General features: G+C 68.5%; 21 protein-coding genes. 12 read left to right on the plus strand and 9 right to left on the minus strand.

Features of this window, described 5'->3' with window-relative positions; genetic code table 11:
* Positions 1–56: 56 nt before the first annotated feature.
* Genes EIK80_RS21955 through EIK80_RS21965 form a run of 3 tightly spaced genes read left to right on the plus strand, consistent with a single transcriptional unit; the run spans position 57 to position 2,075 of the window.
* The gene (locus tag EIK80_RS21955) at positions 57–887 is read left to right on the plus strand and encodes a DUF692 domain-containing protein (protein WP_125159148.1); all 831 of its coding nucleotides are present in this window, start codon (positions 57–59) and stop codon (positions 885–887) included.
* Positions 880–1,632 carry a DNA-binding domain-containing protein gene (locus EIK80_RS21960; RefSeq protein ID WP_125159149.1) on the plus strand — a complete coding sequence of 251 codons (753 nt, stop codon included), beginning with the start codon at positions 880–882 and terminating at the stop codon, positions 1,630–1,632. The genes EIK80_RS21955 and EIK80_RS21960 overlap by 8 nt, the downstream gene beginning before the upstream one ends.
* The gene (locus EIK80_RS21965; RefSeq protein ID WP_125159150.1) at positions 1,629–2,075 is read left to right on the plus strand and encodes a DoxX family protein; all 447 of its coding nucleotides are present in this window, start codon (positions 1,629–1,631) and stop codon (positions 2,073–2,075) included. Before EIK80_RS21960 ends, EIK80_RS21965 begins: the two co-directional genes overlap by 4 nt.
* A gap of 149 nt (positions 2,076–2,224) precedes the next feature.
* Here the strand turns inward: EIK80_RS21965 and EIK80_RS21970 are convergent, their stop codons facing one another.
* From EIK80_RS21970 to EIK80_RS21980, 3 genes are all read right to left on the minus strand, one after another.
* Positions 2,225–2,800 carry a tryptophan-rich sensory protein gene (locus EIK80_RS21970; protein ID WP_125159151.1) on the minus strand — a complete coding sequence of 192 codons (576 nt, stop codon included), beginning with the start codon at positions 2,798–2,800 and terminating at the stop codon, positions 2,225–2,227.
* A gap of 169 nt (positions 2,801–2,969) precedes the next feature.
* Positions 2,970–3,449 carry a bacterioferritin gene (gene bfr, locus EIK80_RS21975; protein ID WP_125159220.1) on the minus strand — a complete coding sequence of 160 codons (480 nt, stop codon included), beginning with the start codon at positions 3,447–3,449 and terminating at the stop codon, positions 2,970–2,972.
* A gap of 147 nt (positions 3,450–3,596) precedes the next feature.
* Entirely contained in the window at positions 3,597–3,782 is a 186-nt protein-coding gene (locus EIK80_RS21980) for a bacterioferritin-associated ferredoxin (RefSeq protein WP_099575957.1), read from the minus strand.
* Between the two features lie 131 nt (positions 3,783–3,913).
* Between EIK80_RS21980 and thiE the strand changes: the two genes are divergently transcribed.
* From thiE to EIK80_RS22015, 7 genes are all read left to right on the plus strand, one after another.
* Positions 3,914–4,558 (plus strand): thiamine phosphate synthase, encoded by a 645-nt coding sequence (gene thiE / locus EIK80_RS21985; protein ID WP_125159152.1) that lies wholly within the window; start codon positions 3,914–3,916, stop codon positions 4,556–4,558.
* Positions 4,559–4,644: 86 nt separating this feature from the next.
* Positions 4,645–5,067, plus strand: coding sequence for a hypothetical protein (locus EIK80_RS21990; protein ID WP_125159153.1), 423 nt, complete (start codon positions 4,645–4,647; stop codon positions 5,065–5,067).
* A gap of 239 nt (positions 5,068–5,306) precedes the next feature.
* Entirely contained in the window at positions 5,307–6,107 is an 801-nt protein-coding gene (locus tag EIK80_RS21995; RefSeq protein ID WP_199743587.1) for an inositol monophosphatase family protein, read from the plus strand.
* 68 nt (positions 6,108–6,175) lie between these two features.
* On the plus strand, positions 6,176–7,246 hold the full coding sequence (locus EIK80_RS22000) for a glycerophosphodiester phosphodiesterase (protein WP_125159154.1): 1,071 nt from the start codon (positions 6,176–6,178) through the stop codon (positions 7,244–7,246).
* Between the two features lie 68 nt (positions 7,247–7,314).
* Positions 7,315–8,628, plus strand: a complete 1,314-nt coding sequence (locus tag EIK80_RS22005) for a hypothetical protein (RefSeq protein WP_125159155.1) — start codon at positions 7,315–7,317, stop codon at positions 8,626–8,628.
* Positions 8,629–8,783: 155 nt separating this feature from the next.
* Complete coding sequence (locus EIK80_RS22010) at positions 8,784–9,716, plus strand: iron-containing redox enzyme family protein (RefSeq protein ID WP_199743588.1); 933 nt, start codon at positions 8,784–8,786, stop codon at positions 9,714–9,716.
* A gap of 5 nt (positions 9,717–9,721) precedes the next feature.
* A complete protein-coding gene (locus EIK80_RS22015; protein ID WP_125159156.1) occupies positions 9,722–9,961 on the plus strand; it encodes a DUF2188 domain-containing protein in 240 nt (79 codons plus the stop codon).
* On the opposite strand, the gene EIK80_RS22020 is transcribed toward EIK80_RS22015, so the two are convergent.
* Positions 9,958–11,811: an ABC transporter transmembrane domain-containing protein gene (locus tag EIK80_RS22020; protein ID WP_199743589.1), complete on the minus strand. Its 1,854-nt coding sequence runs from the start codon at positions 11,809–11,811 to the stop codon at positions 9,958–9,960. The two genes, EIK80_RS22015 and EIK80_RS22020, sit on opposite strands and share 4 nt — an antisense overlap.
* A gap of 124 nt (positions 11,812–11,935) precedes the next feature.
* Here EIK80_RS22020 and rpmE point away from each other — a divergent pair, with 124 nt between their 5' ends.
* Positions 11,936–12,160 (plus strand): 50S ribosomal protein L31, encoded by a 225-nt coding sequence (rpmE, locus tag EIK80_RS22025; protein ID WP_125159158.1) that lies wholly within the window; start codon positions 11,936–11,938, stop codon positions 12,158–12,160.
* An 84-nt stretch (positions 12,161–12,244) separates the two neighbouring features.
* On the opposite strand, the gene EIK80_RS22030 is transcribed toward rpmE, so the two are convergent.
* Complete coding sequence (locus EIK80_RS22030; RefSeq protein WP_125159159.1) at positions 12,245–12,730, minus strand: YcgN family cysteine cluster protein; 486 nt, start codon at positions 12,728–12,730, stop codon at positions 12,245–12,247.
* Between the two features lie 54 nt (positions 12,731–12,784).
* Here EIK80_RS22030 and EIK80_RS22035 point away from each other — a divergent pair, with 54 nt between their 5' ends.
* Positions 12,785–15,004, plus strand: a complete 2,220-nt coding sequence (locus EIK80_RS22035; protein WP_125159160.1) for a PBP1A family penicillin-binding protein — start codon at positions 12,785–12,787, stop codon at positions 15,002–15,004.
* Between the two features lie 99 nt (positions 15,005–15,103).
* Here EIK80_RS22035 and EIK80_RS22040 read toward each other — a convergent pair whose 3' ends face one another.
* From EIK80_RS22040 to EIK80_RS22055, 4 genes are read right to left on the minus strand one after another with little or no spacing between them, the layout of a single operon-like run.
* Positions 15,104–17,449 (minus strand): GH92 family glycosyl hydrolase, encoded by a 2,346-nt coding sequence (locus tag EIK80_RS22040; protein ID WP_125159161.1) that lies wholly within the window; start codon positions 17,447–17,449, stop codon positions 15,104–15,106.
* Positions 17,450–17,502: 53 nt separating this feature from the next.
* Complete coding sequence (locus EIK80_RS22045; protein ID WP_125159162.1) at positions 17,503–18,204, minus strand: aspartate/glutamate racemase family protein; 702 nt, start codon at positions 18,202–18,204, stop codon at positions 17,503–17,505.
* Between the two features lie 48 nt (positions 18,205–18,252).
* Positions 18,253–18,978, minus strand: coding sequence for an ABC transporter permease (locus EIK80_RS22050; protein ID WP_125159163.1), 726 nt, complete (start codon positions 18,976–18,978; stop codon positions 18,253–18,255).
* Positions 18,978–19,910 carry an ABC transporter ATP-binding protein gene (locus tag EIK80_RS22055; protein ID WP_125159164.1) on the minus strand — a complete coding sequence of 311 codons (933 nt, stop codon included), beginning with the start codon at positions 19,908–19,910 and terminating at the stop codon, positions 18,978–18,980. The genes EIK80_RS22050 and EIK80_RS22055 overlap by 1 nt, the downstream gene beginning before the upstream one ends.
* Between the last annotated feature and the right edge of the window lie 86 nt (positions 19,911–19,996).

A 19,996-nucleotide genomic window follows, 5' to 3' on the forward strand; every position in this document is an offset into this window, starting at 1 on the left:
TCCGGGGAGGAGCGCGAAGCGCGGAGGGGGTAGGTAAGCCGCTATTGGAAACGCCCATGATCACCGCCGGCCTCGGCCTCAAGCCCCAGCACTACGACGAAGCCCTGACGTGCGACGCCGAGGGGCTGTGGTTCGAGGTCCATCCCGAGAACTACATGTCGGCCGGCGGCCCGCGTCTGGCGGCGCTGGAAGCCATCCGCGAACGCCGTCCGCTGTCGCTGCACGGGGTGGGCCTGTCCCTGGCCGCCGACGCCGATCCGGACCGCGAGCACCTGGCCGCCCTCAAGCGGCTGGTCGACCGGTTCGAGCCGTTCGTCGTCTCCGAGCACCTGGCCTGGTCGACGCATCGGGGCCAGCACCAGCCCGATCTCCTGCCCTTTCCGCGCACCCACGCCGCCCTCGCCCGCATCGCCGCCAATGTCGGCCGCATGCAGGACGCCCTGGGCCGCAAGGTGCTGATCGAGAACCCGTCGCTCTATCTGCCCCTGACCGGCCACGACCTTGACGAGGTCGACTTCCTGAAGGCCCTGGTCGCCCAAACCGGCTGCGGCCTGCTGGTCGACGTCAACAACGTCTTCGTCAGCGCCAGCAACCTCGGCTACCGCGCCGAAACCTATCTGGACGCCCTGCCGGCCGAAGCGATCGGCGAGATTCACCTGGCCGGCCACGCGCCCGATGAAGGCGGCTCTGATCTGCTGATCGACACCCACGGCGCGCCGGTGGCCGAGCCCGTCTGGACGCTCTATCGCCGGCTGATCGACCGAATCGGCCCGCGCCCGACCCTGATCGAGCGCGACGATGATATACCCGACTTCGCGACGCTGATGGCCGAGCGCGACCGCGCCGCCGCCATGCTGGAGCCTGTCCTGGAGAAGGCTCATGCCTGAGCTGCTGGACTTCCAGGACGCCTTCGTCGCGGCCCTCGGTGGCGAGCGCTCGGCGCTGTCGCCCTGGCTCGCGCCCGACGCCGGCGAGGCCGGGCTGTCGGTCTATCGCAACACCATCGCCAAGGGCTGCGTCGACGCCCTGGCCGCCAATTTCCCGACCGTGCTGTCGATGGTCGGCGAGGACTGGTTCCGCGCCGCCGCCGCGCTTTTTGCGCGTGAGGCGCCGCCGACCGGCGCGACCCTCCTGGACTATGGCAAGGACTTTCCCGCCTGGCTCGAACGCTTCCCGCCGGCCCAGGACCTGCCCTATCTGGTCGGCGTCGCCCATCTGGACCGCCTGTGGACCGAGGCCCTGTTCGCCGCCGAGGCGGCGGCCCTGACCGCCGGGGCGCTGGCCGCCTTGCCGCCCGAGGCCCTGGCCGAGACGCGGCTCGCCCTGCACCCCAGCGTCCGCTTCGCCGCCTTCGATGCCGGCCTGCCCAGCCTGTGGTCATCGGCGCGCGCGGGCCATGACGGCCTCGAACTCTCCGACCAAGCCGAAGCGCTGCTCTGCGTCCGCGCCCACGGCGCGGTCCGGCATCGCGTAATCGGTGAGGCCGAAACCGAATTCCTTCGCGCCTGTCGCGAAGGCCAGACCACCGCCCAGGCCGCCGAACGCGTCCTGACCGCCCATCCCGCCGCCGACCTCGCCCCGCTGTTCGCGGGCCTGATCGCCGACGGCGTCTTCCTGGATATCGACCGATGACCGCTGTCGCCCTCCGCGCGCCTTTCGACGCCTTCGCCCGGATCGCCGGCAAGGTTCTGACCGAGGACGTCCTGGCCCTTGTCGCCCGCCTCGGCGTGGCGGCGATCTTCTTTCAGTCTGGCCGCACCAAGGTCGACGGGCTGCTGCACATCAAGGACAGCACCTATTCCCTGTTCGAGACCGAATATCACGTGCCGCTGCTGTCGCCCGACGTGGCGGCGCACGCGGCGACCTATTCGGAGCACCTGTTCTCGATCCTGCTGGTTGTGGGGTTGTTCACCCGACTGTCGGCCCTGGCCTTCCTGGGCATGACGGCGGTGATCGAGATCTTCGTCTATCCCGACGCCTGGCCGACCCACCTGTCGTGGGCGGGCCTGCTGCTGCTCCTGATCGCGCGCGGCGGCGGGCGGTTCAGCCTGGACCAAGCGCTGAAGATCGCTTGAGCTTCCTCGCACCCGATCTTCCCGGCGAAAGCCTGGACCCAGATCGCAGGGCTGTGAGGCGCATGCAAAAACGCCCGCGATCCTCTCCGGAACGCGGGCGCTCTTGCATCTGGGCCCCCGCTTTCGCGAGGGAGAACGGATGCTGGGGCTCAATGAATCGTCGGCATGCGCGGCACGGGCTTGCGCCACAGCTGCGAGGTCAGGGCGTTGGCGATGCCGATCCAGCCGAAGTCGGGGGCGACCCCGCCGCCGACCTTGCGGGCCTCGATCGCATAGGCCGCCGAAGCCGCCAGAGAGGCCGTCGCCGCGCCCAGCTGTCCGCCGACGCGCTTGGCGCCCAGGCCCAGCCAGAGAGCGTTGAAGCCTTGCACCAGGCTCCAGATGGTCAGGGCGCGGGTGCGGGCGGGACTGGCCGGCGCGTTCCAGGTGCGCAGACCCGACAGGGTCATGGCGATGAACAGCGGCGGCAAAAGCAGGCTGGTCAGCGGCTTGGGTTGATGGGCCACGGGCTCGTGCATCTCGGCGAACTCGACGGCGTACATCTCGTCGTCCAGCACCCGCTCATGACGGCGGCCCATCACCATGGCCGCGATGATCGCGCCGCCGGCCAGGGCCGCGCCGACGCCGATCTGCGCCGCGGGGTGAAGGCCTTCCCGCCTTTCCAGCTCGAACGCCTCGCGTCCAGCCAGGGCGCGTTCTCGCGACTTTCCGTTGGCGATATGCATGGCGGGACTCCCTCGTGAACTCGCAAGGTCAAACAGCCCAGCTGAACCTTGGTTCCAGCGCGACCGGGCCGTCACGCATGATGGCGCGTTCCCCGCGTCGCGCCAGCTGAAAACACGCTTACGGTATCGGCGACCTTGGGCCGTCCGCGACCTTCAGCGCAAAGACGGTTCAGGCCGGCAGTTCCCCCACCGCCGATTGCAGGTAGTTCTGCTCGCCCAGCGCCTTGACCAGGCCCAGCTGCATCTCGAGGAAGTCGATATGCTCCTCGGTGTCGCTGAGGATTTCGCGCAGCAGCTCGCGGCTGACATAGTCTCGGGCCTGCTCGCACTGGACGATGCCGGGGATCAGGGTCTCGCGGCCGCCGACCTCCACGGCCAGATCGCTGGCCAGGCATTCCGGCACGGTCTCGCCGATCTTCAGCTTGTGCAGGTCCTGGAGGTTCGGCAGCCCTTCCAGGAACAGGATGCGGTTGATCAGCTTGTCGGCGTGCTTCATCTCGCCGATCGATTCGTCATAGGTGATCTTGCCGAGGCGCTTGAAGCCCCAGTTGTCGTACATCCGCGCGTGCAGGAAGTACTGGTTAACCGCCGTCAGCTCGTTGGTGAGCACCGCGTTGAGCAGTCGGATGATGCCGGGATCGCCCTGCATGGCGGCCTCCTTGAAGTTCACATGTTCGGCCGGAACCTGGGGCAAGCCGAAACCGGCTTCAACCTGAATATGTGCGAGTGTCTCGCGCTCTCACGGAAATCCGCGTGAACGCCGGGCGGATCCCTGAATTTGCTGGCGTTCAGGCCGTTACTCGGCCGCGAAGGCGAGCGCTTCGCGATTGTCCTGGATCATCTGGCGCATCTCGCAGACGCACTTGGCGCACTGGGCCTGGCAACCCTTGTGACGGAAGATGTCCGCCGGGCGCGTGGCGCCAGCGTCGATGGCGGCGCGCACTTCGCGCTCGCGGATGCCGTTACAGTTGCAGACGTACAAGGAAGAACGCCCTACCCGATTGAGTGTCATTCTCATCTAGACGCTCACGGCGTGTTTTGCAACTGACTCTCACTACGGTTAGCGGCGGCTAGGTGTCGCGGGGCGGCCCGAATTGGCTTAAAGCCCAGCCCATGACGCTCGCCTGCCGCCTCTATCTGATCACCCCGCCCTCCCTGGCCGACCTGACCGCCTTCGGCCGCCAGCTGGCCAAGGCCCTGGAAGGCGGCGATGTCGCCGCCCTGCAGATCCGCCTGAAGGACGCCCCGGACGACGTGATCGCCGCCGCCGTCGAGACCCTGTCGCCGATCGCCCAGGCCCACGACGTCGCCGTAATCCTCAACGACCGCCCCGATCTCGCCGCCCGCCTGCCGGTCGACGGCGTCCACGTCGGCCAGTCGGACATGGCCCTGAAGGACGCGCGCAAGCTGATGGGCCAGCGGATGGTCGGCGTCACCTGCCATGACAGCCGGCACCTGGCCATGGAAGCCTCGGAGGCCGGGGCCGACTATGTGGCGTTCGGGGCCTTTTTCCCGACGACGACCAAGGACGCCCCAACCATCGCCGAACCCGAGATCCTGGCCATCTGGCAGGAGACCATGGAGACCCCGTGCGTGGCCATCGGCGGGATCACCGCCGCCAACGCCGCGCCCCTGGCCACGGCCGGCGCCGACTTCCTGGCCGTCTCGGCCGGGGTCTGGGCCTATCCGGAAGGTCCGGACGCGGCCGTCGCCGCGCTGAACGGCGCCATCGCCAAGGGTCTCGCCGAGCGCGAATAAGGCGAAATAACGACGTTCGCTTGTGACGCGCCGCACACAGGCATAGCTTCCCCGTTAGCGAACAACGATAAATGGGGAGGACGCCGATGAAGCGACTCGAAGTGTGTTTGCTTAGCGTTACGGCCCTGGCCCTTTCGACGGCCCTGCTCTCGACGGGCGCGACCGCCGAGACCTGGAAGCAGGCGCCGGGAGACACAAAATCCTACTACGACGCGGACTTCACCCGCGTGGACCAGGCCACCGGGCTGATCGTGACCCGCGTCGCCGAGGGCAAGCCCAACGGCCCCTACAAGAACTGGCCGCCCACCAAGGGTCCGATCCTGGTCTTCGCGCTCGACTGCGCGGCCGACAAGTGGATGGACCTCGGCATGGACTTCGACGGCTCTCAGGGCCTGCCCAAGGGCTGGCGCAAGGAAGCCAAGATCGACGACATCTCCGGCGCCGTCGGCAAGGCCGGCAAGCTGCTCTGCGAAACCAAGGACACCCTGCCGAAGGTCGAGCTGCCCTAGGCGATCAGAAGGCTTGCCATCCCGGCGCCGCAGGCCGGCCCAGGATGGCGAGAAATCGCGTTCGGGACGGACGCCAGACGCCCGCCGCGCGACGCTTAACCCTGTCGAATCAACGGCGCCTTGCCTTCGGGCCTGTGGACGACTAGGTTCCGCGCCCGTTCTTTCACACCGTCGACCTACCGCTCCGCCGCCGGATCTTCCGGCGGGCGTCGACGGCATTGCATGAGGATTACACGCCCGTGGCTACGCCTTCCGCCCTCCTGAACGTCATGATCGACGCGGCCCGGAAGGCCGCCCGTGGCCTGGCCCGCGACTTCGGCGAAGTCACGGAACTGCAGGTCTCGAAAAAGGGCGCGGCGGACTTCGTCACCAACGCCGACATCAAGGCCGAACAGACCCTGTTCGAGATCCTGACCAAGGCTCGCCCGGGCTACGGCTTCCTGGGCGAAGAGCGCGGCATGATCGAGGGCACCGACAAGACCCACACCTGGATCGTCGACCCGCTGGACGGCACCACCAACTTCATGCACGCCATCCCGCACTTCGCGGTCAACATCGCCCTGCAGCGCGAGGGCGAGGGCGTCGTCGCCGGCGTCACCTACAACCCGATCACCAACGACCTGTTCTGGGTCGAAAAGGGCAAGGGCGCCTTCCTGGGCGCTGAGAAGCGCCTGCGCGTCGCCGCCCGCCGGAACCTGGACGAGAGCGTGCTGGCCACGGGCGTGCCGTTCGCCGGCAAGCCGGGCCACGGCCAGTTCCTGAAGGAGCTGCACCAGGTCAGCCAGAAGGTCGCCGGCGTCCGCCGCTTCGGCGCCGCCGCCCTGGACCTGGCCTGGGTCGCCGCCGGTCGCTTCGACGCCTACTGGGAGCGCAACCTCAACCCGTGGGACGTCGCCGCCGGCGTGCTGATGGTCCAGGAGTCGGGCGGCAAGGTCACCACGATCGACGACAACGACCACGACGTCGTGCAGGGCAAGTCGATCCTGGCCAGCAACCAGGACCTCTATCCGCAGATCCTCGAGCGGCTGCGGGCGGCGTAGCTTTTTGTGATGGCGAGGGCGTCAAACCCCTCGCCAAACCGTCACATCCCGGCGCTAAATCGCGCGCCATGACCCTGCTCACCCGTCGCGCCATGACCACCGCCGCACTCGCCGGCACGCTGCTTCCCGGCTTCGCCCGCGCCCAGGCCCGGAAGCCCATCGTCATCGGCCACCGCGGCTGCAGCGGCGAGCGCCCCGAGCACACCGCCCCGGCCTACGAGCGCGCCATCGAGCAGGGCGCCGACTTCATCGAGCCGGACCTGGTCCCGACCAAGGACGGCCATCTGGTGGCCCGCCACGAGAATGAGATCGGCGGCACGACCGACGTCGCCAGCCGCCCCGAGTTCGCCGACCGCAAGGCGACCAAGACCATCGACGGCGCGCAGGTCACCGGCTGGTTCGTCGAGGACTTCACTCTGGCCGAGATCAAGACCCTGCGCGCTCGCGAGCGGCTGCCGCAGCTGCGCCCGGCCAGCGCCGCCTTCGACGGCCAGGCCCAGATCCTGACCTTCGAGGAGGTCGTGGCCATCGCCAAGGCAGGAACCAAGCGCGCCGGCCGCACGATCGGCGTCTATCCCGAGCTGAAGCACCCGACCTATTTCGCCTCGATCGGCCTGCCGACCGAAGAGCGCCTGGTCGGCAAGCTGAAGGCGCTGGACCTGAACTCGGCCAGCGCGCCGGTCTATGTGCAGTGCTTCGAGGTCGGGACGCTGAAGAAGCTCCGCGCCAAGACGCCGGCGCGCCTGGTGTTCCTGGTCGACAGCGAGGGCGGCCCGGCTGACCTGCCGAACGTCAAATACGCCGACCTGATCACCGCCCAGGGCCTGAAGGACGTCGCGGTCTATGCCGACGGTCTGGGGCCGAACTGGAGCCTGGTCGTTCCCAACGACAAGCAGATCCTGTTGCCGGCCACCGACCTGGTCAAGAACGCCCACGCCGCGGGCCTGCAGGTCCACCCCTGGACCGTGCGGGCCGAGAACTACTTCCTGCCCGCCAGCTTGCGGAAAGGCGCTCCTGCGGACCCGGCCTTCCTCGCCATGCACGGCGACGTCGCGCCAGTGTTCAAGGCGCTTTACGCGGCGGGCGTCGACGGCGTGTTCAGCGACTTCCCGGGACTGGCGGCCGCCGCGCGGGGTTAGCCTGACGCCTCTTGCGGAGACGGCCCTGACCGGTGCAGCGTGCCGGCCGAACGCCCAAGGGAAGCCTCATGAAGATCCGTAACATCGTCTCCACGGCCGCCCTCGCCGCCGCGCTCATGCTGGGCTCGACCGCCGCCGCCCAGCCCGCCCGGACGGCGTCCAGCGAATTGCTGGACCGCGTCGCCGAGGACTTCGTGCGCATGACCCTGGAGGCCGGCGAGCGGGAGCCCGGCTATGTCGACGCCTATTACGGCCCGGTCCACCTGATGGACACCGCGAAGGCCGCCCCGCGCCCGGTCTCGGTGCTGCGCAAGGAGGCCGACCGCCTGATGACTCTGGTGGTCGCCGCCAAGGACAAGCAGCTGTCGCCCGACGAGCGCCGCCGCAAGCTGTTCCTGAAGGGCCAGATCAAGGCCGCTCAGACCCGGCTGGCCATGATCGCCGGCGACAAGTTCAGCTTCGAGGACGAGGCGCAGGGCCTGTTCGGCGTCCGCCCGGTGATCAAGCCGCTGAAGAGCTACGACCCGATCCTGGCCCGCATCGACAAGCTGGTCCCGGGCAAGGGGGATCTGGCCGCCCGTGTCGACGCCTTCCAGAACCGCTACGTGATCCCGACCGACAAGGTGGAAGCGGTGATGCAGGCCGGCATCGCCGCCTGCAAGGCCAAGACCGAGGAGCACATCAAGCTGCCGGCCAGCGAGCGCTTCGATCTGGAGTTCGTGACCAAGAAGCCCTGGAGCGGCTACAACTGGTACAAGGGCGACGCCCACAGCCTGATCCAGATCAACACCGACCTGCCGATCTACATCAGCCGCGCGCTCGATCTGGGCTGCCACGAGGGCTATCCCGGCCACCACGTGCTGAACACCCTGCTGGAAGAGAAGCTGACCAAGGGCAAGGGCTGGGTGGAGTTCTCGGTCTATCCGCTGTTCTCGCCGCAGTCGTTCATCGCCGAGGGCAGCGCCAATTTCGGCATCGAACTGGCGTTCCCGGGCAAGGCCAAGACCGATTTCGAGCGCGACAAGCTCTATCCGCTGGCGGGCCTGGATCCGAAGACGGCCGAAGCCTATGGCGCGTTGCAGGACGCCAAGGCGGCGCTGTCCAGCAGCGGCAACACCATCGCGGCCCTGTACCTCTCCGGCAAGATGACCAAGGAACAGGCCGTCCAGGCGCTGATGAAGTACACCCTCTATTCGCGCGGGGGGGCCGAGAAGCGGGTGTCGTTCATCGAGACGTATCGCTCGTACGTGATCAATTACAACATCGGCCAGGACATGGTTCGCGACTACGTCTATCGGGCCGGCAAGACCCAGGACGCGCGCTGGAAGGCCATGGAGCGCGTGATCAGCGAGCCGACCGTTCCGGCGGATCTGCGCAAATAGCCAAGCCTGTGCAATAGCTTGGCGCTCGGCCGCGTCGCTTTGTCGACACAGGAACGCAACCGCCTGGCCGCCGTTTGCCCCCTCGCCGCCGTCTGTTGGCGGCGTAGGGGTCGCCTCGCCGGGCGATCTCTCCTTTACGATCAAGGAGTGTGTCCGTGTACGGTGGCGAACGACTATCCCGCCTGGGCGCGTTCAGCCCACGGTTCCCCGACGCCGAGGCTCTGCACAAGGGCCTGGCCCATTGGAACCACGTCCGCCTGTCCCCGGCCGCGCCTTCCGAGGGCTGGCGCGAGGAGCTGGATGAAGAAATCAGGATGCGCCGCATCGAGGGCGCGTTCATCGAGGCCTTCCGCCGTCACGTGGCGCCGCTGGTCGAGGACGTCCCGCAAGATCCCGACGGCTTCATCGCCTGGTTCGAGGCGCTGAAGGACCACGGCCCTGGTCAGTGGGATCCGCTGTTCGACTGGCTGGAAGGCGAGGCCTCGCTGGAAGACCTCAAATGGTTTCTGACCCAGGAAGCGGCCGGCGAGGCCGGCTTTGACGACCTGGTGGCCCTGACCCAGGTCAAGGTCCCCGACCGCGCCAAGCTCGAGCTGGCCCGCAACTACTGGGACGAGATGGGCCGCGGCGGCGCCAAGGGCATGCATGGCCCGATGCTGACGCGGACCACCGCGACCCTGGGCCTGACCCCGACCATCGACACCACCCTGTGGCAGTCGCTGTGCCTGGCCAACGTCATGACCGCCTTCGCCACCACCCGCCGCTATGTCTGGCAGTCGATCGGCGCCCTGGGCGTGGTCGAGCTGACCGCCCCGACCCGCGTGGCCTGCGTCGACGCCGGCCTCAAGCGGGTCGGCGTCGCGGCCGAGGCCCGCAAGTACTTCGCCCTGCACGCCCAGCTGGACATCGAGCACTCCAAGGCCTGGAACGCCGAGGCCCTGGTCCCGCTGGTGTCGGAGGATCCGTCGCGCGCCAAGTACATCGCCGAGGGTGCGGTCATGCGCCTGATCTGCGGCGAGCAGTGCTTCGACACCTACCGCGCCCACCTGTGGGCCCACGCCCATCCTCTGGTCTACGCGGCGGAGTAAGATCGATGGCCTGCCTGTTCGAGGTCTCGCCCTATGACGGCGGCTGGTGCGTGAAGATCGGCGACACCGGCGAGGTGCTGTTCTTCACCGGCCGCCGTCGCGCCGTGGCCGAAGCCCACGACCTGGCCCGCGCCTGGCCGACCGGAGCCGAGGTCCGGATCCATGGCCGCTCGGCCGAGGCGCGGTCGTTCGAAGCGTGGTTCGAGGATCCGGCGCCGCCTCTTGGAGCCGTAGCCGGCGCCTAAGCCGCCTCCACCCCGAACTGCAGCCTGGCCAGCCGCGCATAGAGGCCGCCCTTGGCGAAAAGTTCGGTGTGCGTTCCCTGCTCGACCACGCGCCCCTCTTCCATCACCACGATCCGGTCGGCCTTCAGCACGGTGGCCAGGCGGTGGGCGATGACCAGGGTGGTGCGCCCTTCCATGGCGGCGGCGAGGGCCTGCTGGACAAGGCGTTCGCTTTCGGCGTCGAGCGCGCTGGTGGCTTCGTCGAGCAGCAGGATCGGCGCCTGGCGGACCAGGGCGCGGGCGATGGCCAGGCGTTGGCGTTGACCGCCCGACAGGGTCTTGGCGCGCTCGCCGACCGGGGTGTCGAAGCCCTGTGGCAGGGCGGACAAGAAGCCGGCGGCCTGGGCGGCCTCGGCGGCGGCCCTGACCTCGGCCTCGGTGGCGTCGGCGCGGCCGAAGCGGATGTTATCCATGGCCGAACCCGAAAAGAGCGGCGAATCCTGCCCCACCAAGGCCATGCGGGCGCGAACCTCCGAGGGCTCGGCGTCGCGCAGGTCGACGCCGTCCAGGCGGATCGCCCCGGACTGAGGGTCATAGAACCTCAAGAGAAGCCGCAGGACCGTGCTCTTGCCGGCGCCCGAGGGACCGACCAGGGCGACCGTCTCGCCGGGCTTCACCGCCAGATCGAAGCCGTTCAGGGCCGGCAGATCGGGACGACCGGGATAGGCGAAGATCACGTTCTCGAAGGCGATCGCCCCCTGGGCCGGAACCGGCAGGGCCTTGGGCGCGGGCGGGGCGGCGATGTCGGGCTTGGCGTTCAGCAGTTCGGAGATGCGGTCCATCGCCCCGGAGGCCTTCTGGACGTCGCCCCAGACCTCGCCCAGGGCGCCGATCGCGCCGGCGGCCATCACCGCCAGCATGGCGAACTGGGCGAGGGTGCCGCCGGTCATCTCACCGGCGAGGACCAGGCGCGCGCCGGTCCACAGCAGCAGGGTGACGCCGCCGAAGGCCAGGGTGATGACCATGGCGGTCATGCTGGCCCGGGTGGTGATCCGGCGCACCGAGGCCTTGTAGGCCTCTTCCACCGCGCCGCCGAAGCGCAGCGAGGAGGCCTGCTCGCGGCCAAAGGCCTGCACCGTCTCCAGAGCGTCCAGGCTCTCGCCGGCATAACCGACGGCGTCGGCGAAGCGGTCCTGGGCGGTGACGGTCAGCTTGCGCACGCGGCGACCGACCAGGAACATCGGGGCCAGGATCACCGGCACCATCAGCACGATGAAGCCCGCCAGCTTCGGCGAGACCACCGCCATGTAGCCGAGGCCGCCGACCAGGCTGAGGATGTTGCGCAGGGCGATCGAGGCCGAGGCGCCGACCAGTTGCTCGATCAGCGAGACGTCGGTGGTCAGGCGCGACAGCACCTCGCCCGTTCGGGTCTTCAGGAAATATTCCTGGTCCAGGCCCAGGGTGTGACCGTAGAGCGCGCGGCGCACATCGGCCACGACCCGCTCGCCCAGGCGAGTGATGAAAAAGAATCGCAAGGCCGTGGCGATCGCCAGCACCATGGCCACCGCGCCCAGACCCACGAAGGCGCTGTTGATCTCGCTGCCCTCGCCCCTGGCGAATCCATGGTCGATCACCTCCTTGAAGGCGGCGGTCAGGCCCAGGGTCGCGGCCGTCGAGAACAGCAGAAAGAAGCCCGCCGCGATCCCGTCGCCCTTGTGGGCCTTGACGAAAGGCAGCAGGTGGGCGAGCGGGCGGATGTCCTTGCGGCGCGGTCGCCGGGCCTTGGCCTCGGCCATGCCCTGGACCAGTTCAGCCCCCGCGCCGGGGCGGCCTTCGGCCTTTTGGTCGCCGCCGTTCGCGTCAGTCATCAACAGTCCCTTGCCAAAATCGCGCGGGTTCTTTATAGCCGCCCGTCTTCGAGGGCCACCCCGCGCGTGCGCGGAGGGCGCTTAACCCAATTCACACTCGCCGGCTTAGTCGGACTGGATCGCCGCCATGAAACAAGACATTCACCCCGACTACCACTTCATCACCGTCACCCTGACGGATGGCTCGAACTATCAAACCCGTTCGACCTACGGCAAGGAAGGCGCGACGCTGGCGCTCGACATCGATCCGCGCACCCACCCGGCGTGGACCGGCGGCAACGCCCAGCTGATGGACCGCGGCGGCCGCGTTTCGCGTTTCAACGCGAAGTTCGCCGGCTTCACCAAGAAGTAAGAAGCTTAGAGCTTCTCGCCGTAAGGGCGACGAAAAGCCGGCGCCGCGTTTGCGGGCCGGCTTTTTCCGTATCTGGACGGCCCCTCAGTCCTCCGGATCGTAAGGATCATCCCCGCGATCGCGCATCAGGTCGGTCGCCACGAAATCCATGGCGTCCTCGGCGTCCTTGAAGCTCAGCTCCGACACCGTCTGGTCGCGCACCGAGACGCCCGCCTTGTGGGGACTGTCCGGATCGCCGGTGATCAGCGGGTGCCAGCGCGGCAGGTCCTTGCCCTCGTGGATCCGGCGATAGCCGCAGGACAGCGGCATCCACTCCAGATCCTCGATATTGTAGGGCGTCAGCTTGATGCAGTCCGGCACCGTCTTCTTGCGGTTCGGATAGTCCTTGCAGCGGCAGAGATGCGCGTCGAGGAGCTGGCAGTGCACCCGCGTGGGGATGATTTCGCCAGTATCTTCGTCTTCGAAGCGAACGAGGCAGCAAAGGCCGCACCCATCGCATAGGCTCTCCCACTCGGGGACGGTCATCTCGGAGAGCGTCTTCGTCTCCCAGAAAGGTTTGCGTGGCGTCATGGTGCCGTCCTAAACCCGATTTACCTGGCGACCAAATAGAGCCTGACTCAGACCGTGAACGACTGGACCCTTCCGCCGTACAAATTCGACGACAAGGATCCGTCCAAACGCCGGCCGGAGCCGGCCGTCGGAGCGCCTCCCGAGCCGCCCCACGACCCGTGGGCGCAGCCCGAACCGCTGCGGGATCCGTTCCAGCTGTCCCCGCCCCCGCCGCCGTCCCATCAGCCTCCGCCGCCCCCTCCGCCGCCGGAGGAGCCCTTCCGCGCCGATCTTCAGCACCGCGCCGCCAAGAAGAAGGCCCGCAAGTGGGGCTGGATCTGGGGTGTGCTGCTGGTCTCGTTCCTGGTTGGCGTGCTCGCCGCCGGCGGCGGCGCGGCCTATGTCTGGCAGAAGTACCTCAAGGACACCCCGCCCCTGCCCTCGCGCTCGGCGCTGTTCGCGGTCAACCGCGCGCCCGGCATCCGCTTCGAGGACCGCAACGGCCAGGTGATCGCCACGCGCGGTCCGCGCTATGGCCAGCGCATCACCCTGGGGGCGGTGCCCAACTACGTGCCCCAGGCCTTCCTGGCGGCCGAGGACCGGCGTTTCTACCAACATGGCCCGATCGACGCCCAGGGCATCGTCCGGGCCGCCTGGGTCAACTGGCGCGGCGGCAAGACCAAGCAGGGCGCCTCGACCCTGACCCAGCAGCTGGCCAAGGGCCTGTTCCTGACTCCGGATCGGGTGGTCAAGCGTAAGCTGCAGGAGATGCTGCTGGCCTGGAGGCTGGAGCAGGTCCTGACCAAGGACGAGATTCTCGAGCTCTATCTGAACCGCATCTATTTCGGGGCCGGCACCTACGGCGTCGACGGCGCGGCCCAGACCTATTTCGGCAAGCCCGCCAGCCAGCTCACCCTGTCCGAGGCGGCCCTGCTGGCCAGTCTGCCCAAGGCTCCTTCGCGCCTGGCCCTGACCAACGACATGGAGCGCGCCCTGACCCGCTCGCGGCTGATCCTGGCCAACATGCGCAAGGAAGGCTGGATCACCGCCGAGCAGGAGAGTCGCGCGCTGGACGACACCCCGCGCCTGTCGCCGATGGCCCTGCAGGACGAGGGCGACTACGGCTGGGTGCTGGATTACGCGACCACCGAGGCCGTGAAGATCGCCGGCCAGAACGCGCCGGACCTGGTGGTGCGCCTGACCATCGACCCGCTGCTGCAGCGCGAGGGCGCCGAGGTCGTGCGCCAGACCATGGCCACCGAGACCACCCGTTCGGGCGCGCGCCAGGCGGCCCTGCTGTCACTGTCCGCCGACGGCGCCATCCGGGCCATGGTCGGCGGCACGGACTATGGCGACAGCCCGTTCAACCGAGCCGTCCAGGCCCGCCGCCAGCCGGGCTCGACCTTCAAGCCGTTCGTCTACGCCGCCGCCGTCGAGAAGGGCGTGCTGCCCACCGACATCCGCGTCGACGAGCCGGTCAGGTTCGGCGACTGGAGCCCCGAAAACTACAGCGGCGGCTATCGCGGTCCGATGACCGTCGAGCGGGCGCTGATCAACTCGATAAACACCGTGGCCGTGAAGCTGGGCCAGGAGGCCGGCGGCGCGGCGATCGGCGACTTGGTCCGCCGCTTCGGCATCACCACCCTGCCGCCCGTCCCCGACCTGTCGGTGGCCCTGGGCTCGTACGAGGTGAGCCTGCTGCAGCTGACCTCGGGCTTCCAGGTCTTCCAGCAGGGCGGCGTCCGGATCGAGCCCTATGTCATCGAAACGGTCACCACCCAGGACGGCCAGGCGCTGTTCCAGCACCAGCCTCCCCAGGCCGAGCGCCGCGTCTACGACGTCGGACACGCCAGCATCATGGTCAAGATGATGAAGAAGGTCGTCACCGAGGGCACGGCCAAGCGCGCCGCCTTCGGCCGTCCGGCGGCGGGCAAGACCGGCACCAGCCAGAACTGGCGCGACGCCTGGTTCGTCGGCTTCACGCCCGACTATGTGACCGGCGTCTGGGTCGGCAACGACGACGAGAAGCCGATGAACAAGGTGGTCGGCGGCGACATCCCGGCCAGCATCTGGCGCCGCTTCATGATGACCGCCCACCAGACCCTGGCGGTCCGCGATTTCGCCTGGCTGCTGCCCGACCCCGCGCCGCAGACCGAGCCGGATCCGCGCAACGGCTACTACGAGACCCTGTCGGCGGAATTCGCGCGCGCGGCCTCGGAACTGGACGCGGCGGCGAAGGCGGCGGAGACCATGGCGCCGACCGCCCCGCCGCCGCCGGAGCGGCTGCCTTACTAGTTCCAATTCTTGTCCGGGACCCAGGGGGCGGCGCGGTGCGGGCGCCCCTGGGTCCCGGCTCTCCGCTCCGCCGCGGCCGGGATGAAAAGCTGGGTTTAGCTACCGATACGCCGTCAGCGACGTCGGCCGATCCGCCACCTTCGTCGCCCAGCTCTTGTTCGGCGTGGCGCTCATCGTGAAGACCAGCTCGCCGCCGGCCACGATCTCGTCGTGCTTCAGGAACGCCCGGGTCAGCGGCTTGCCGTTCAGCGTCACCTTGGAAACGTAAGGCTTGTCGTCGGCCATGCCCTCGGCGCGCACCGTGAAGCGCTTGCCGTTCGGCAGGTTCAGCGCCGCCTTTTCCACGAACGGCCGGCCGATGGCGTATTCGTTCGAGGCCGGTGTCACCGGATAGAAGCCCAGGCTGGTGAACATCAACCAGGCCGACATCTGGCCCAGGTCGTCATTGCCCGACAGGCCGTCGGGCGTCGGCCTGTACTGGGTCTTGATGATCTGGGTCAGGCGGGCCTGGGTGCGCCATGGGGCGCCGGCGTAGTTGTACATATAGGCCACATGGTGGCTGGGCTCGTTGCCGTGGATGTACTGGCCGATCAGGCCGGCGATGTCCTCGGCGTGCGAATAGTCGATCTTCGAATTGTCGAAGTCGAACATAGCGTCCAGCTTCTTGACCGTCGCCGCGTCGCCGCCCAGGGTCTTGACGATCCCGCCCAGGTCCTGCGGCGCGAACCAGGAATATTGCCAGGCGTTGCCCTCGGTATAGTCCGAGCCGTAGTTGATGGCGGTCGGGTTGAACGGCTCGCGGAAGGTCCCGTCGCTCTTGCGAGCCCGCAGGAAGCCGGTCTTCGTATCGAAGCTGTTGCGCCAGTAGGACGCCCGCTTCTCGAAGGTCTTGGCGACATCGTCCTGGCCCATGTCCTTGGCCATGCGGGCGATGGTCCAGTCGTCATAGGCGTATTCGACCGTCTTGGAGGCGGCTTCCGGCTCCTTGTCGATCGGCGCGTAGCCCAGCTTCATGTAGTCGCCGAGGCCGCCATACGGGGCGTAGGTGGCGCTCTTGACCATGGCGTCCAGGGCCGCCTTGCCGTCATAGCCGCGGATGCCCTTCATCCAGGCGTCGGCGATGACCGGCACGGCGTGGTAGCCGATCATCGTCCAGGTTTCCTGGCCGTGGAACTGCCAGACCGGCAGGATGCCGTACGGGCTCTGCTTCTGCGAAGCGATCAGCGAATTGACCACGTCGTTGGTGTAGTCGGCCGGCTGGATCAGGGTCAGCAGCGGATGCTCGGCCCGGAAGGTGTCCCAAAGCGAGAAGGTCGAGTGGAAGGTGAACGGGCGGCCGTCCAGCTTGCCCTCGTGCACCTGGTCGTCGGGGCCCCTGTAACGGCCGTCGGCGTCGGCATAGACGCTGGGGGCCAGCAGGGTGTGGTAGAGCGCCGTGTAGAGCGTCTTCTTCATCGGGGCCGGGGCCTCGATGTCGACCGCGCCCAGGGCCTGTTCCCACGCGGTCCTGGCGCGGGCGCGCTGGGCGTCGAAGTCGAAGCCCGGCTCGTCGCTGGCCAGGTTGGCGATCGCCCCGTCCTCGCTGACCGACGACAGCGCCACCTTCACGGTCAGCGGCCCGTCGATCTGGCCGAAGTCGAACACCCCGACCAGGGCGCGGCCCTGGACCTGGGCCCGGTCCTCCGGCGTGCGCCCCGGCTGGGCGAAGCCGTTATAGGGCACGTCCTTCTCGGTGTTGCGGAACGACTGCCCGACCAGCGGACGGTCGAACTTGATGGCGAAGAACAGCTTGCGGCCCGGGGCCCAGCCGCGCGTCTCGCGATAGCCGGTGACCACGCCGTCCGGCGACACCCGCAGGCGCGACCACAGCACCTTGCCCGGATAGTTGTAGATCGAGCTTCGCAGGTCGATCAGCACCTGGGCGCGGTCGCCCTTCTGGAAGGTGTAGCGATGCAGGCCGGTGCGCAGGCCGGCGGTCAGTTCGGCGCGCACGCGGCTGTCGCTGAGGGTCACCGCGTAGTAGCCCGGCTGAGCGACCTCGGTGTCGTGGCTGTAGCGCGAGCGGTAGCCCGAGCCCGGCTTGTCGGCCTCGCCCGGCTCCAGCTTGGCCTCGCCGGCGACCGGGGTCAGCAGGATGTCGCCGAGGTCCGAGTGGCCGGCGCCCGAGAAGTGGGTGTGCGAGAAGCCCAGGATGGTCGGGTCGCCGAACCGGTAACCGGCGGCGCGGGCGTAGCTCTGCTTGAACGGCAGGATGTCGGTGTCGGGGCTCAGCTGCACCATGCCGAACGGCACGACCGCGCCGGGGAAGGTGTGGCCATCGCCGCCCGTGCCGATAAAGGGGTCTACCGAGTCGTAGGATGTTGTGGTCTGGGCCAGGACGGGCGTCGCCGCCAGGATCGAGAGGCTGGCGAGCAGGGCGAGGCCCGACACTGAACAGGGGCGCATTCGGGAAACTCCGCAACTTGAGCGGGGGCACCGTAGCAGCGCCTACACGCTTGTCATCCCAACGCCCGGTCCACCGCCGCCATCGCATGCAGGGTCGTGGTGTCGAACACCGGCACGGGACTATCCGCCTGGCCGATCAGCAGCATGATCTCGGTGCAGCCCAGGATGATCGCCTGGGCGCCCTGCTCCACCAGTCGCGCGATCACCGCCTTATAGGCCTCGCGCGAGGCGTCGATCACCTGCCCGGCGACCAGCTCCTCGTAGATGATCCGGTGTACGGCGGCGCGGTCTTCGGTCTCCGGGGTCAGCACGGTCAGGCCGTGCTTCTGCTCGAGCCGGCCGCGATAGAAGTCGTGCTCCATGGTGAAGGCCGTGCCCAGCAGGCCCACGGTCGTGAGGCCGGCCGCCTTGATCGCCTCGCCCGTCGGGTCGGCGATGTGCAACAGCGGGATCCGCACCGCCGCCTCGATGGCGTCGGCCTCGCGGTGCATGGTGTTGGTGCAGAGCACCAGGAAATCGGCCCCGCCCGCCTCCAGCGCCCGGGCGGCGTCGGCCAGGCGGCGCGACAGCTCGGGCCAGCGGCCGGCGTGCTGCAGGCGCTCGATCTCGGCGAAGTCGAATGACCACATCAGCGTCCGGGCCGAGGCGACACCGCCCACGCGCTCGCGCACGGCCTCGTTGATCAGCCGGTAGTACTGGGCCGAGCTTTCCCAGCTCATGCCGCCGATCAATCCGATGAGCGCCTGTTCGGTCATGCGGTCCACCTCCTCGTCTGAAGAGGACCTAGAGAGCCTGGCGCAGGGTTACAACACCTCGCGTCGCGCAAGATGGGCGATGGCCGCGATCAGGGCGACCAGGCCGAGTCCGCCGCCCAGCGCCAGGGCCGTGTCGATGCGCCACGCCTCCCTGGCCAGCATGTTGACCGGCATCTGCCAGGGGAAGAACACCCCCTCCTTGGCCGAGGTCGCCACCACCGAGAAGAAGGTCCCGCCGATGCCCAGCGCCAGGGCCGGCACGAAGCTGGAAAAGCGCACGGCGGTCCAGAACTGAATGGCGATCAGCAGCAGGGCCGCCGCCACGACCTTGGCGTTCAGAAGGGCCAAGCGGGAAAGATCCGGATCGCCGATTGGCGCCACCGCCGGCTTGATGGTCCCGGCCAGGGACATCGCGCCGAAGGTCAGCACCAGGTTCAGGGCGGTCATGATGACGACAATCCCGATCACGCAGACCGCCTTGGCCGCGTAGAGTCGCCAGCGCGGGACCGGCAAGGCGCGCAGATGATCCCAGCTGCGCGGTCCGTGCTCCATATGGGCGACCAGGGCGGTCAGGGCCGTCACGCTCATCGGCAGCATGAAATAGGCCCAGATGCCGGTCGAGGCCTGCAGGAACATCGCCCAGGGCGGGGCCTTGTCGGCGCGCAGCAGGTTGAAGAAGGCGAAGATCGCGATCAGCGACGGCGCGGCCACGGCCAGCACGGCGGCCAGCGAGCGGTTCAGCTTGCGCAATTCGACGGACAGGGCGGCGAGCATCAGGCGGCCTCGGCTTGACGGACGGTAGGGACCGCGACGCGGCGATAGATATCCTCCAGAGACCGGGCGCGGGGACCGATGGCGAAGACCGGGACGGCGGCCTCGACCAGCAGGGCGGTAAGCCCGGCCACGGCCGGGTCGACGGCGTCGCCGAGGTCCAGGGCGACGGTCAGGCTGTCGGCGACGCGGACGTTCAGACCATGGCCGCGCAGCAGCGCTGCGGATCGCGCATCGTCGCCGGTGCGCAACACGATCTCCGGCGCGAGGTCGGCCTTGAGCCGCGAAAGCTCGCCCTCCAGCACCAGCCGGCCGTCATTGACGACGCCGACGTGGGTGGCGGTCTGCTCGATCTCGCCCAGCAGGTGGCTGGACAGCAGCACGGTGGCGCCGGTGCGCTCGGGCAGGCTCTTGAGGAAGCGGCGCATGTCGGCGATGCCGTCCGGATCCAGGCCGTTGGTCGGCTCGTCCAGCACCAGCACCGGCGGCGCGCCCAGCATGGCGCGGGCCAGGCCCAGGCGCTGGCGCATCCCCAGGGAGTATCCGGCGACCTTGCGGCCTGCGTCGGGGCGCATTTCGACGACCTCCAGCACCCTATCGATCTCGCGGGTCGGGCAGCCCAGCAAGGTCGCGGTCAAGGCTAGGTTCTCCCGGCCGGTCAGGTTGCCGTAAAAGCCGTGCGCCTCCAGCAAGGCTCCGACCTTGCGCGCCGCGCCGATCCGGTCACGGGCGACGTCCAGGCCACAGACCCTGGCCGCACCGAATGTCGGACGGATCAGGCCCAGCACCATCTTCAGCGTCGTGGTCTTGCCCGCGCCGTTGCGGCCGAGGAAACCGTACACGGCCCGCTCGGGCACGGTCATGGCGACGCCGTCGACCGCCAGGCGGGGGCCGAAACGACGGGACAGGCCTTCGGTTTCGATGGCGACGGACATGCGGCGGCGCTCACTTTCGTTTAAGTCAGATATAAAGTTGCGAAGCGGTCGTCTTTAAGTCAAGATTAAAGATGCGACAGGTTGGG

Source organism: Caulobacter sp. 602-1, from assembly GCF_003931565.1.
Taxonomy (GTDB): Bacteria; Pseudomonadota; Alphaproteobacteria; order Caulobacterales; family Caulobacteraceae; genus Caulobacter.